Raw genomic sequence first — 14204 nt, forward strand, 5'->3', positions numbered from 1 at the left:
TGTATATTGACTGGGTAGGCGACCAGCCGGAACTGCTACTGGACACAGCAACTGGCGAACTTCGGAAAGTTCACATTTTTACGACTACACTTGGTTTTAGCAGCCTTGTTTATGCAGAAATCTTTCTGGATGAAAAACTTCCACATTTTATTGCCGGCACAGTACACGCGCTGTCTTATTATGGGGCAGTTCCTAAATATCTTGTCCCGGACAATCTGAAAACAGCTGTTACCATGCATAGCAAAGATGAACTTGTGCTGCAGTCAGCCTTTTCAGATCTGGAGACCTTCTATGATACGGTCATTCTGCCTCCGCCGCCAAGGAAACCGAAAGGCAAACCGACCGTTGAAAATCATGTGCGTTTCTTAGAAACGCATCTGGTAGAAGAATTAAAGAAAGACACTTATACCTCTCTGGAAGCCCTGAATGCTGCGGTCAAAAAGATCGTAGCGGACATCAACCAGCGTCCTTTCCAGAAAAAATCTGACATTCGGAAATCCCGCATGAATGGATTTGAAAAGTATGACAAACCGCGTATGAACCAGCTTCCAGGCGAAAGTTATACACTTTGTGATTATAAATACTTTCTTAAAGTTCCAGATAATTACCACCTTGAGTATGATGCCCACTACTATTCTGTATTGTATACCTATAAGGGGAAGTCTGCAATTCTTAAGGCTACCATGACGGAGATACGGATCTGCGACGAGTATAACCGGCTGATCTGCCGACATCCGAGATCTTATCGTGATTTTCCTCTTTACATTACAGATGACAGTCATATGCCACCAGAACACCTGTATTACAAAGAAGTGAATGCACATGACGGAGCTTATTACAGACGGTGGGCATCTGTCTATGGAGAATCTATGGTAACTCTTATTGACAGGATACTCCGCAGTTCCAAACACGAGGAACAGGCATACAACAGCTGTGCCGGTGTACTCCATTCCTGTAAGGATGTTCCTCACCGACTGGTTCGGGAGGCTGCTGAGAAATGCGTAGAAGCTAATGCCTGCAAGTATTCTTATTTCAAGAAAGTGCTTGGCATGGTCCAGAATAATCATTCCAGCAGCGGTATAAACGGAAAACTTCCTTCCCATACAAACATCCGTGGAAAGGAGGCATACAAATGAGTTCATCCCATGACATTACATTAACACCCCAGGAACAAGCTCTGATCATGCGTCTGAAGAGTTTCCGCGTTCCGGAAATGGCACATATCCTGGAAGAACAGATGAAAGATCCCAATGCAGATCTGAACACGTTTATGGAACGCATGACAGCAATGGTTGATGCAGAGTGGCAGGCACGGGCAGATAAACGCTTTAATCGTCTGATGAAAGAAGCACATCTGCGATACCCGGCGGCAGATCTTGATGAAACCATTTACCGTCCAGAACGTCAGCTTGATACCCAGACAATAGAACGTCTGAGTACCTGCCATTGGATAGAAGAAGGAAAAAATCTCATTGTAACAGGTTCTTCTGCCAGTGGAAAAACGTATCTGATCAATGCTTTTTGCATAACTGCAATGAAGCAGTCCAAGAGTGTAAAGTATATAAAAGCGAACACACTTATGAGTGAAATGGAACAGGCACGCATCAAATCCACAAATCTGGATTACCTGAATAAACTGACCAAGCTGGATCTGCTTGTGATCGATGATTTCGGCCTTATGGATCTCGATCTTGATAAATGCCGGGATCTTTTTGAAGTCCTTGACACCAGGGATGGAAGAAAATCAACTGTAGTCATCTCACAGTTTCCAGTCAGTACATGGTTTGATATGTTTGCTGATAATACCTACGCTGATGCGTGCCTTACACGAATCACAGATAAACATCATACATATCGTCTGGAGATGAACGGTATAAATATGCGTGAAACAGAATGATATCATCTAGCGGTACTTCGTACCGTTAAAAATGGAATAGCAGTTCCGCAGTAGCGGAACTGGCATTCCGTTTAAGCATAATTTGCAATTAGTAAAAATGACGAATACCCTGTCTGCCTGATTCGCTTTTTCTTTATCTTTGCGTTACAATAGGAACATCAGATAAAGGAGAACGGCATCCATGGCAAAAGTATATACAGAAGAAGAACTGAATAATTTCAGCAGGGAAACACTTATGGCAGTCATCCTGTCCATGCAGGATCAGATTCACCAGCTGAATACAAACATGGAGCGCCTGATCGAGCAGATCGCTGATGCAAACAATAAGCGTTACGGCCGTTCTTCCGAAAAACTGGAAACGATCTCCGGACAGCTGGAACTGGAGCTTATATTTAATGAGGCTGAAGCACTTACGGAAACACTGTATGTGGTTGAGCCTGTTGAGGAAGATGTGATACAGCCGCGTCGTAAAAATAAAGGAAAACGGGAGTCAGATCTAAAAGATCTTCCGATTGAAGTGATCGTCCATACCCTGTCAGAAGAAAAACTCCAGGATGTCTTTGGCACAGATGGATGGAAACAGCTTCCAGACGAGATATATAAAAGGGTACGTGTGCAGCCGGCAGTCTATACTGTTGAAGAACATCATGTGGCAGTCTACGCTGGTAAGGACAACCAGACAATCATAAAAGCGGACCGTCCGAAGAATCTGCTCCGTAACAGCCTGCTCACTCCGTCACTTGCGGCAAGCATCATGAATGCCAAGTACGTAAACGGACTTCCTCTTTACAGGATCAGCCAGGAATTCCTGCGGAATGACATCCATATCTCCAGACAGGTCATGGCAAACTGGATGATCCAGTGTGCGGACAGGTATCTGGGAATCCTTTATGACCGGCTCCATAAGGAGATGTATCAGTTTCATGTACTTCAGGCTGATGAGACTCCGGTCATGGTCACTAAGGATGGACGGCCGGTAAACAGTAAAAGTTACATGTGGATCTATCGGACCGGAAAGAGTTATACGGATACTCCGATCATCCTGTATGAATACCAGCGAACCCGAAAAGCGGACCATCCGGAAGAATTCCTGAAGGATTTTAAAGGGATCGTAGTATGCGACGGTTACTCTGCATACAGGAAGCTGGACAGGGAAAATCCAGACATCGTCTTTGCCGGCTGCTGGTCACATGCAAGGCGCAGGTTTGCGGAGGCATTGAAAGCCCTGCCGAAAGCAGCACAGAAAAATGCGAAAGAGACTGTAGCTTACGAAGCAGTCAGCCGGATCGCAGCAATCTATCATCTGGACAACCAGATGGAGGGACAGCCTGCAAAAGTCAGAAAGATGTACCGTCAGGCCAATATCAGACCTCTTGTAGAGGCCTTCTTTGCATGGGCAAAAGAGATCCAGATTAAAAATCAGCTTTCCAGAGGAAAGACTCTGGATGGGATCAACTACTGTATCAATCAGGAAGTTTCTCTGAAAGCCTTTCTGGAAGACGGTGATATTCCTATGGATAACAATGCGACAGAAAGTGCTCTGCGTAGCTTTTGTCTCCATAAGCATACATGGAAGCTGATCGACAGTCTGGATGGCGCAAATGCCAGTGCCATTATCTACAGCATCACAGAAACGGCAAAAGCTAACAATCTGAATCCTTTTCGGTATCTTGAACATGTCCTGACTGTATTGAAGGACCACCAGGATGACAGGGAATATAGTTTTATAGATGATATCCTGCCATGGTCTGAAAAACTTCCAGCAATATGCCGGAGTAAAACAAAAGCAACTAATATTTAAAATCTTGCCGCCGGAAACGGCGGCTTAAAGTTAGAGCAGTACGGATAGTTTACCGTATACAACTCTACACTTTATATGTCTGTTATGTTCAAAAGGTTCCATAGCATCAATTATATGTACAATAATGATACCATGAAACCTTTTTTCGTAAAGTTGCCTATCATTGCTCTGCAATCATGCGAACAAGTCGAGCTATTGTTTGATAGTCCTCTTCCTTTTTTATAATAAATTGTCTTACTAGCAACTGTTCAATATTTCCAATTGAAATCCCTAGTGAACTCGCAATGCGGAATAGTTTTTCCTTACTATCTCTAGCACCATTGAAACTTGGAAATTTTTGTTGACCACAGATTATTCGCAAATATTCCTCATTATAAATTATATCCTCGGGAATCACCTTCGGCAAAAAAAACACATTGTTCTTATAAAACAGTAAATACTTTTCTATTTGGCTCTTCTCTTGTTTCTCATTTAAACGTCCTTCAGCCGGGTTAGAATCCAGCCCCCAATCCATTGTCGAATTTCGTATCCCAACAATTCTTTGAAAACAGTCCCTGTAATAAGAAATTGTTTTATCACGTTCCAAAATTGAGTCAAAGTCTGGAACAGCCTCATTGAATTGATCACCGTCAAAGAGAATGTACTGGCTTTTTATATTCGTTCTTGCGAAAGTTAGAATTGTATACTTTTTTAGATTTGAGCAGCCTCCAGGATAGAATTCAACAGAAATAATACCATTGAGTTTCTCTTCTTCAAGAACTTCTTCTACAATACTTTTCGCCATTTCATCTTCAACAATAATTCTTTTACGATTTAGAATCGGACTACCGATTTCCAAAAATGCAAATTCCGGAATCACATTCTGTTGAACATATGTTTTATTTTCATTTTTTCTTAGGCATATAATAGCTTCCTTCGGCAATTTTTCCACAATATGTTCTGAATGTGTTGTTACAATCATCTGAATGTGTTTTCGCTTTATTGCATCAAAGAAATACTCTACTAGTCTATACTGTGCTCTCGGATGAAGCGATATCTCTGGTTCATCAATTAAAACAATGCTATTGTTCGGTGCCTTTTCAACTTCTCGCACTATCGTTGCAACTAAAAATTCACCACTTCCAGAATTATATTCGCAGAAGTCATTTTTATTCTGAAATAGAATATTTGTTGCCCACGTTCCACAAAAAAACTTATGTCGTATTATTTCAATTGACTGAAAGCACGAATCAAGAATTCGATTAACTACTGATAGCTCATTTTCTGTCAAAGAACATCTTAATTTTCTACTACCTTCTTGTGGCTTCTGTTGTATCTTATGGGCTTGTCTTTGCACATAATCCACTTGATCCTCACGTTTTGCAGATTTTGCTATATTGTCATATAGAAAGCTTTTTTCAATTCCTCCAACAAAAGACTTAGTTTGGATTGATGTTATTGAAACTCTCTGCGGAAGAGTCCCCTCTAAGTTCCATTTTCTTGGTTTTTCTGTATGCTGATATGCAAGTTCATGACCATCAACAATATAATCAAACTTTGCATTTGCAAAACCGCCATTATCAATCTCAGTTTCAAAAAACTCACACTGCGGCCCATAATTCGGTTTTAGCAATTTTATAGCTCGTGCAACCGTTGTTTTCCCACTTCCATTCTGACCCACAAGAACTGTTAGGGGAAAAATAAAGTTGAACTCTGTTTTTTCTTTAAATCTCTTGCATTTTGTTATTGACAGTTTTGAAAGTCGGCAGTTAATAACTCCTCATTCAAACATATTCTTAACAACATCAATGTCACTCATACCTTAATTCAACTTTATTATTCTTCAATAAACTTTTTAATATCGGATGAACAGATGCCGGGGGTTCTTTTTAATCTAACCACTTTTTTTCCATGTTCGATACACCACTTCTCAGCCTCATCAAAACGACCGCCTTTATGATCTTCTCCTAGTGCCAAAATATCAAAATCTATTTTTTCCAGTTCTTCTATACCTATAGTCTTATAAACAACAACCTTATCAACAATTTTGAGTGCTTCCAGCATTTCTACTCTTTCTGCTGTAGAATATAGCACCCTTGCATCAGACTTGAATTTTCGAATATACTCCCCGTCCTGCACTGCAACAATTAAGTAATCCCCGTATTGCTTACACTGTTTGAAAAGTCGAAGATGCCCCAAATGCAAATAGTCATACACCCCAAATGTCAATATTCTAGTCATTATCATACTCCTTTTTCAATTTCTGTAATGCAAGCAATAGCGGATCATACACTTTTTTACACTGAACAGCATTAATATATTTTTCATACAGTATTGGTAGTTCTGTGCAACCTAAAATACACGAATCATATCTATTAACCAATGTGCTAAATTTATATTGAATTTCATCCGTATAGCTATTCTGTTTAACAGCCTCAATGCACTCCCTTAGCAAGCCATATTCTTTTGGCTCAGGCATTAAACATTTTATTCCATTTTGTTCTAATTTTGACTGATAAATTCTTGATTCAATAGTTCCTTCAGAACCCAAAAGGTAGACTACATCTGCCCCATCATTTTTTATTTCTTCAACACAATTATCTATGATATTCAACACTTTATTTCTTAATTCTGGAACCTTTTCATAGATTTTCGGAAGAAACAAGTGTGATGTGTTACATGCTAATATAATCTTAGAGCAACCGCTATCAACTAAATTCTTCATTGAATCCGACATCTCATCAACGAGTTCTTCAACATTTTCATTATATAAAAATGCTCGAACTCTGCTTGGCATTGTACACCGATTATCAATAACAATTCTCGGTCTCTCCCACTCTTTTTCAGCAGGGAAAACATCCGCATACTGCCTGAACAAATTAATAGTTGCATATGTTCCCATCCCACCAAGAACACCTATTACAAAGTTATCTTCCATATCACTTTCCTCTTATTACTTTTAGTTAACCCCTGCAACCATTTTCATACCACATAATTGCTTCATCATAATCTTCCTGCGTGTTAATTTCCTTTAAGCGGACGTCTACATAATCCAACGGTAATTGTACATTCAACATATCATATACATGTTTATCTTGCCCATCTAACCGATTCTTTTTAATCTTGGTTACACCAGACCATTGTACATCGCCAATGCCTTTTTTCAGTTTTACAACCTTACCATTTTCTATATCTGCTATAATCGGCTCACAGGTTGCATTCTCTGAAATGCCAAGACATTCACCATCATACTTTAAGAACTTCTGAAAATCATGCGCATTTAAAACTATGTCACCATCAAGTGCAATAATAACATCATTTGCTCCAGGTAAAGCACATCTTAAACTATCCGCAGTCCCTGTATGTTCATAATCGTAGTTAAATACAAACATAATATCTTGGCGATATTCCTTCACAGTTTGTATGACTCTTTCAGCGTCAAATCCCACAACAATTCGTATATCATCATACTCCGTAAGTTGTTCCAACTGCCGAATAATTAACGGTTTTCCACTTATATCTACCAAAGCCTTAGTAGTTCCAATTCCAAGGCGCGTTCCCATTCCCGCACAACAGATAATCACGGTTGCTTTATCTGCTTTCTCCATTCCTTATCACCTCACCTCAGAGTAATTTCCACAAGAAATCAGCACATCGTTGATCATCATAAAATGCAAAATCAATGTTTCTAATCAACGAGGGAGCAATTTCTCTAACTCCTCCAAATCCAATAGCAATATCTGCCATCCTAGCCATTCCTGAATCATTGTCTCCATCGCCAACAGTAACCATCTGTTGAACAAACTGTCTAACAATTAGTTCTTTATCCGCAACACTTACTATTTTAGCTATATGATCATCTACGACATCTGCTTTCGAGCAATAACAATGATTTTCCATTCCAATTTTCTTCATCAACCCACTAATCCAGACATCTAAATTGCCTGTGACAATATAACATCGATCACTATTTTGTCTTATGAAATCAACAATAGCTGTATTCAGTGAAATTTCCGAAACAATCTTATTTACTTCATGTACCGGAATATCTCTCAAGAGCTTAACTCGCTGAAGAAAACTTGTTCGAAAAGGAATCTCGCCTCTCATCGTTGCCTCTGTCAGTCTTCTCATTTCATCAAGTCGATTTATCTTTTGTGCAATTTCCGGGAGAACTTCTTTTCTAGTTATTGTCGAGTCCATATCAAATAAAAATATATAATCTGACATCAATTTGTATTCCTCCAACTCCCTTTCCAAACGGTACCATCCAACAGAAATCTATCGTTTTTGTTAATTTACTTTTCTTTCATTTTTCTCTTGATATCAGTGGTACTAATACCCTTTGTATACGGTAAATACTCAATTGATGCACCATATTCCGCAAACTGTTTCTCAGTCCGCAAATATCTCTCAGAATCTTTCCAGTCATCTCCCGAAAATAAAACATCAAATTTGAATTTTTTTAACGCAAGCATCTTATCATCGGTTTCTTCGATTGTTACTAACTCCGCATGATCAACAACCTTCAAAGCATTGAGGATTCGTACTCGCTGCTCTTCTGGATACACTGGCTGTTTCTTTTTAATTTCTGTCACATACTTATCATCACATACACCAACAATAAGAACGTCACACATCTCCTTGCATCTTTCCAGTAGATTCAAATGCCCAACATGAAACAAATCAAAGACACCACATGTATAACCAATATGATACTTTTTCATCTACTTATCCTCCCTCAAACTTTCACTTCTACAATCTGATGCCAATTTCCACGCTTTTCAACAGGAGGAAGCTGCATATAATCTCCGTATACTGTTTTAAGATACAAATCATATTTTTCTGGTACTAAAAACATTGTATCTTCGAACTTTACTTCTATAAAATTTTTAAAGCATTCTGTAGGAATAATCCATTTGCCGAATGGCGTTCCTCCGGATTGTTCCACATAGTATTTCGATGTCTCTGCATTATACATTGGCATAAGTTTTTCATATTCAGCTATCATTGCATCTCGGCTGTGTGTCAAGGCATAAAAATAATGCGGTACATATTTTGCTCTCACCAACAATCTATCCAAGATGCTTTTGTGCCTTAACCACGGTGTCATGCCATCTTTCATCCATAGGCTATATTTCAACAGCATAATTTTTTTCATCAACTTTGTTCTTACTGTTTCATTATCTGGATAAACATCATATGGAAAAATATCTACGAAGATTTCATTATGTGCATTTGTCTTTTGTGAAACCGCTTCAATAAAAACAGTTCCCTTTTTTCTGATTTTGGCAAATGCATAAGGATAGCTTTTATCTGTTTTCCATGTCTGCAAAAAATACTCTGGCTTCAATTTCTTTGGAGCGATTTCAATAAAACGCTCGTAATCTTCTCTGAGCATTCCCATATCCATATCATCATCCCATGGAATAAATCCTTTATGACGAATTGCTCCCAAAAGCGTACCAGAATCAAGAAAATACTTTATTTCATTCTCATCGCAGACTCTTTTAATCTCTTTTCCAATCTCCAGCTGTGCCAACTGAACTTTTCTTAAAGTTTCATTATCCATCTTTATTCTTACCCTTTCATTTTGCGATTATTTTTTATAGACAAAATACAAATCTCCTAAGCAGCCTTTTCCAGTGAGGTAAAAAGCTTGATATTTTATCGCCAACTCCATCCAAATCAAAATATTTCCCGTTTCAAAGAATCGTTTTCGTTTTTTGAGAAACTCTATTCCTCTTATTAACGTTTTTTTATCTTCATCCGATATTACCCTTTCAAGTGCCATCTCATGAAAAGAAATATAATCATTAAATGTTCGGATTCTGCTTTCTTTCGTACGGTTCTCTTCACTTGTGGCATTGTCACCATGTCTACGGAAATCAATCACAGGATAATTCAATAATGCCAGTGCATAATCCATTCGTGCAAAACGCCACAAAATTGCATCGTGTGGATATTTTGCGTCCCACTTACTGGAAATGGAATTATAAAATACCTTCGTAAAACAGAAGACACATCCTGGTCTATTAACATACGGCCACTTCGGGTCTATTCCAAGCATTTCAATGCTTTCATCAGATTTCATATCTTTACTCCGAGCCGCATATAATTTGCTTCCGCTTCCAGTATCATTTTCGGAAAAGAAAGTCATGTAATTTGCAGCAAGCAATTCAATTTCAGGATGTTTTTCCATACATTCCGTCATTTTCTGCACTTTATCTAGATGCCAGATATCGTCCTGATCACAGGGAAAGATATAATCCCCTGTTGCCAAATCAAAGCCAAGTTTAAAATTTTTCTTCCATCCTTGATTTGTCTGATTTACAATCAACTTCCATCCATTTAGGTTGTTATCAATTATATATTTTCGAATCAGCCCCGGGGTTTCATCCTTCGAGCAATCATCCATGATTATGACTTCATCTATCTTAAGAGTCTGATTCCGTAATGATTCCAACTGCTCTAACAGATATTTTTGACCATTGTATGTTGTCATTACGACTGAAATTTTCTTCTTCATGATTCTTTCCTTTTTCCAAATTTCTTCTTTATAATTTCTATGGTATCCTGTGCATATGGGTTCTTCATAAAAATCAAAATTCCTGCATATATCACCACAGAAATTAAAACTGCACTTATCATTCTCAATAAGCTGCTATCAAAATTCCAATTACACATCATGCAGATTACTCCAATAGCAACACTTCCGCATACGCATGACATAACCGGTTTGATTTCCAATGTCCTCCAATTGAAGAAAGGCTTTGAAAAATGTATCTGCATCACACAATTTACAAATTCCGCCAAGACTGTTGTAATTGCTGCACCAATCATACCCAGCCAAGGCATCAATACAAAATTTAGTCCAACATTCACTATCGCAGAAACAACAGTTGCGTTAAGACAATATTTTTCCTGACGGTTAACAATCAGCACACAGTTTGTAAAGAGTGATGCATATATTGCAAACAGTGTAGCAACACTCAGTATCTTCAACGCAACATCACCCGAAATATACTGTTCACCGCCAGCAAGCAAAATCATTGAATCGCTCATACAGAACATCCCAACAATTATCGGAAGCAGTATGATGTTTAAGGCTGAAAAAATTCTATTTATGAACATCTTATACTCCTCATGCTTGTTTTTTAGAATATATGCAATACGAGGAACTGAAACAACAATCACTGCATTGATCAGCTGCTTCAGCAAGTTGTATATTTTGGATGCAAAACTGTAAACACCAACCTGTGCATCAGATTCAAAAAATCCAAGCATTGTAATATCCGAATTCACATAAATCGTAATTGCAATCGAATTCACAAACAGAATCAGAAGCGGTAATAAATGTCTTTTTAAATCCATATTATATGTGAACCTGATCTTTGCATATTTACGAACATAGAATACATTAATCAGGTTTCCACCATTTGTTGCCAAAACTGATATGATGCAATACGGAATAATATCTTCCGGTCTTCTTACAAAAACAAACATTGCCAATAGGCATATACACTGAACTGCTATATATCGTACTGTAATGTAAAAATAATCCTCGAATATGCCATTAATCCAGTCCGTTCCTATGACTGCCATAACAATTGCAGTACTTTGAATGAAGATATACGCCTTATACCCGGAAAATTTAGGAAGAAAAAGTACTATTGCAAAAAGCAGCAACAATGAAATTGCTGCAGAGCATACATTGATAGAGAAAACTTGTGAGCAAAATTTGTTTATTGCTTTTTGATCATCTCGTATTTTAGCACCTTCACGAATCGCATATGTATAAATCCCAAGAGCAGCCAATAATATAAAATAATTCGTCACAGAGTACGAAAAGCTGTATTTTCCATAACCTTCATTTCCCAGTACACGAGAAATATATGGGAATGTAATAAGCGGAAAAATAATTGAACAACATTGCTTTATTCCATTAAGCAACGCATTTACTCCTAGCGATTTTTTTTTCATATTATCTAGCCTTTCTAAATTTTCAGTATTTCATAATTTCACTTATGAATTTATTATATGGTATTGCATTTTCAAATAATGTAACAACCTAATTGGTGATTTTTTTACTTTTTCTACTTATCATCTTACTTATTAAAACAGGTATCACTGCATAATAGACAAAAGATCTTCCCAACTCAACACTCTCACTTCTAACAAGAAAAATCATAAAATACATTAAATATATAATTAAAAAAACCTTTTCCTGATTTACATATTCAGAACTACAGATTTTTTTGAAACTATTTGATAATACTCCCCAAATGTACCCAAAAATCATAAAAAATATTCCTGATAAATATCCAAAATTCCAATATCCTTCGGCTATAAAAGATGCTCCACATCCTGCATTCGTTACTGTATAATATTCGGAAAACACCTTATCAATACTTGTATACTCTAAACCTAACAGATTAGGAAAAATACCATATATACTTCTAACAAAAGATAAGCCATATCGATAATCCACTTTTTGAGGACAAATTGAATAAACCAATGTATTAATGACTTGCGTATTTCCCATTTCTTTAATTGCTGAAAAAATAAAATTATTTTCAAATAAATCAATTGCCGTTTTTTTCAGAAATTGCTGCAAGTCACTAGTTAAATACACATAATTTCTTGCGCTAGATACAAATGAAAATAAAAAAACACCTACAAATCCAAATGCAATAATAAAAACTATATTCTTTTTACCTATTGTTTTCCGATAGAACGTACTTACAATTATAAGAATTATTGCTAATCGAAAAACAGCTATACGACTTCCACCTAATAATTGCAATACCGCATAACTTCCCAAAGCTAGATATACTATTATTCTCTTCTTTTCTTCAAAAGTGTACAAAATTAAAAGCGAACTAATATAAAATCCTGACAGTAATACAAATATTTTATCTATACCCACTGCATTTTCCAATGTACTTTCATATCCAATTGAAAAAACTGTTGTCATATCTTTATATAACTCATAAAATGTTGGAGCTATTGATATAATTAAAAATGTCCATGCTACTCTGCACAATGCATTATCTGCTGTGATTGGCTTTATCAATGTTTTTTTATATTTATTTGACTCTCTGTAAAGGCAAAACCCTATTCCTGTTAAGGCAATAGCAATAAAACTAAATACACTTGCATTTAAAATTTCTTGATTTGAAAAAAAACCTCTTTCTATTGAAAATGTAAAAATCCCCAATTTATATCCGACTGCTGTCAAAATACACTGTCCAAACGAAAACAGATAACTCATTATTATAAATATAAGAAAGATATCACACTGTTTTTTTACATGATATAAAGCCGCTATAGAAAAAAAGCAATATACAAGAGCCACACATCCTATTTTTTCTAATATCTTTTCCGATGTATTTATTTGTGTTAAAATTAAAGTGCCTAAAATTTCTGCCAAAAAAATCACTATTGCTACTATTTGGCTCTTCTTTATTAAATATCTTCTCATCAGTGCGTCCTCACAAGAATTTGATGACCAAGAGTCTTATAATCCATCTCATCAAAAAAATCAGCTTTATCATATCCATCTAATATTTCATGACAGAATGGTGTATTACTTGCAATAATATATGTTCCAGTCAATTTTGCCTCAAGCAACGGAAGTCCAAAGGATTCAACATAAGACGGGAATATCAGAATCGATTTTGCATACATTTCAAAAACCTTTTCTCTTGAAATTGATCCACCAAATTTTACTTTCAAACTATTTTTTTTTGCATATTCTTGAAGCTGCCATGTGTATTCATTCTCATCTGGACGAATTGTAAAGATTACCTCGCAATCTTTCAATCCTCTTTGTTGTGCATAATCCAAGGCTTTCAAAAGAGTCCTGTGATTTTTGTATGTAAACGAAGTTGCCGGATAAAAAATCCGTTTTCTGTTTTCTGAACAATCTATAAATTTTTTTATATCGTTACATTTAATATCTGGCTGCTGAACTACAATTTTATCTGCATTTACACCAGCCTTTTTTACAAGAGCATCTTTCATCCACTGGGTCTGCACAATTGTCATATTCACTTTCCGAAGTGATCTAAAAATATTTTTACTTATAATATTTTGATACGCCCAAAGTTTTTTCCCATCGACCTTCATACTAAATTTGTGATCTGTAAGTATGAATGGCAAATGTAAATACACCAGCTGTTCTTTGTTATAGAAATCTATACCTTTATTCTGTAGCGAAAAAACTTTATCTGGTTTAAATTCATTAAGGAGTTTTCTCGTCGTTACTGTGTCAAAGTAATACCTATAACCCCAGTTCTTTTTCACCCATGGGAATCTTCTTACTGTAATTTCTTTCGTTTCTTCATAATGTGGCGTACTTACAATAAATACCCATTTCACGGATTTGTCGGTATACGCTCTAATTTGTTTATATAAATCATCAAGGATTGCTAATGCACCTGATTCACTGGCATGGACATCGTAAATCATAACAGTGCTATTGGGTTTTGGATTTACCAATCCAATCAATGAATCCGCTGCTGTCAT

Annotated in this window: 14 protein-coding genes; 3 read left to right on the plus strand and 11 right to left on the minus strand. The window is 36.7% G+C overall.

Annotated features, from left to right (window positions below; all coding sequences use genetic code 11):
- The 3 genes from BLP57_RS07945 to tnpC all read left to right on the plus strand — a co-directional run.
- Window positions 1-1136: Mu transposase domain-containing protein (locus tag BLP57_RS07945; protein ID WP_092070681.1), on the plus strand; the 1136-nt coding region annotated here is incomplete at its 5' end.
- Entirely contained in the window at window positions 1133-1897 is a 765-nt protein-coding gene (locus BLP57_RS07950) for an ATP-binding protein (protein WP_092070684.1), read from the plus strand. The genes BLP57_RS07945 and BLP57_RS07950, both read left to right, overlap by 4 nt.
- Before the next feature lie 181 nt (window positions 1898-2078).
- A complete protein-coding gene (gene tnpC / locus BLP57_RS07955; protein WP_092070687.1) occupies window positions 2079-3698 on the plus strand; it encodes an IS66 family transposase in 1620 nt (539 codons plus the stop codon).
- 160 nt (window positions 3699-3858) lie between these two features.
- Here tnpC and BLP57_RS07960 read toward each other — a convergent pair whose 3' ends face one another.
- From BLP57_RS07960 to BLP57_RS08010, 11 genes are all read right to left on the minus strand, one after another.
- A complete protein-coding gene (locus BLP57_RS07960) occupies window positions 3859-5451 on the minus strand; it encodes an ATP-dependent nuclease (protein ID WP_330389389.1) in 1593 nt (530 codons plus the stop codon).
- 62 nt (window positions 5452-5513) lie between these two features.
- Window positions 5514-5918, minus strand: a complete 405-nt coding sequence (locus BLP57_RS07965) for an adenylyltransferase/cytidyltransferase family protein (RefSeq protein WP_175442962.1) — start codon at window positions 5916-5918, stop codon at window positions 5514-5516.
- Window positions 5911-6615 (minus strand): aspartate/glutamate racemase family protein, encoded by a 705-nt coding sequence (locus BLP57_RS07970; protein ID WP_092070697.1) that lies wholly within the window; start codon window positions 6613-6615, stop codon window positions 5911-5913. Before BLP57_RS07970 ends, BLP57_RS07965 begins: the two co-directional genes overlap by 8 nt.
- Before the next feature lie 25 nt (window positions 6616-6640).
- Window positions 6641-7285 carry an NTP transferase domain-containing protein gene (locus BLP57_RS07975; RefSeq protein WP_092070700.1) on the minus strand — a complete coding sequence of 215 codons (645 nt, stop codon included), beginning with the start codon at window positions 7283-7285 and terminating at the stop codon, window positions 6641-6643.
- 16 nt (window positions 7286-7301) lie between these two features.
- A complete protein-coding gene (locus tag BLP57_RS07980; RefSeq protein ID WP_242872575.1) occupies window positions 7302-7934 on the minus strand; it encodes an HAD-IB family phosphatase in 633 nt (210 codons plus the stop codon).
- Window positions 7935-7972: 38 nt separating this feature from the next.
- Entirely contained in the window at window positions 7973-8401 is a 429-nt protein-coding gene (locus BLP57_RS07985) for an adenylyltransferase/cytidyltransferase family protein (protein WP_092070706.1), read from the minus strand.
- A gap of 14 nt (window positions 8402-8415) precedes the next feature.
- Window positions 8416-9246: a LicD family protein gene (locus BLP57_RS07990; protein ID WP_092070709.1), complete on the minus strand. Its 831-nt coding sequence runs from the start codon at window positions 9244-9246 to the stop codon at window positions 8416-8418.
- Window positions 9247-9273: 27 nt separating this feature from the next.
- Window positions 9274-10203, minus strand: a complete 930-nt coding sequence (locus BLP57_RS07995; protein ID WP_092070712.1) for a glycosyltransferase — start codon at window positions 10201-10203, stop codon at window positions 9274-9276.
- Window positions 10200-11657, minus strand: a complete 1458-nt coding sequence (locus BLP57_RS08000) for a flippase (protein WP_092070715.1) — start codon at window positions 11655-11657, stop codon at window positions 10200-10202. The genes BLP57_RS07995 and BLP57_RS08000 overlap by 4 nt, the downstream gene beginning before the upstream one ends.
- Window positions 11658-11745: 88 nt before the next feature.
- Window positions 11746-13158 carry an O-antigen polymerase gene (locus BLP57_RS08005; protein ID WP_092070718.1) on the minus strand — a complete coding sequence of 471 codons (1413 nt, stop codon included), beginning with the start codon at window positions 13156-13158 and terminating at the stop codon, window positions 11746-11748.
- Complete coding sequence (locus BLP57_RS08010; protein WP_092070721.1) at window positions 13158-14204, minus strand: glycosyltransferase; 1047 nt, start codon at window positions 14202-14204, stop codon at window positions 13158-13160. Before BLP57_RS08010 ends, BLP57_RS08005 begins: the two co-directional genes overlap by 1 nt.

It is taken from the genome of Blautia sp. SF-50 (assembly GCF_900101315.1).
GTDB lineage: Bacteria > Bacillota > Clostridia > Lachnospirales > Lachnospiraceae > Blautia_A > Blautia_A fusiformis.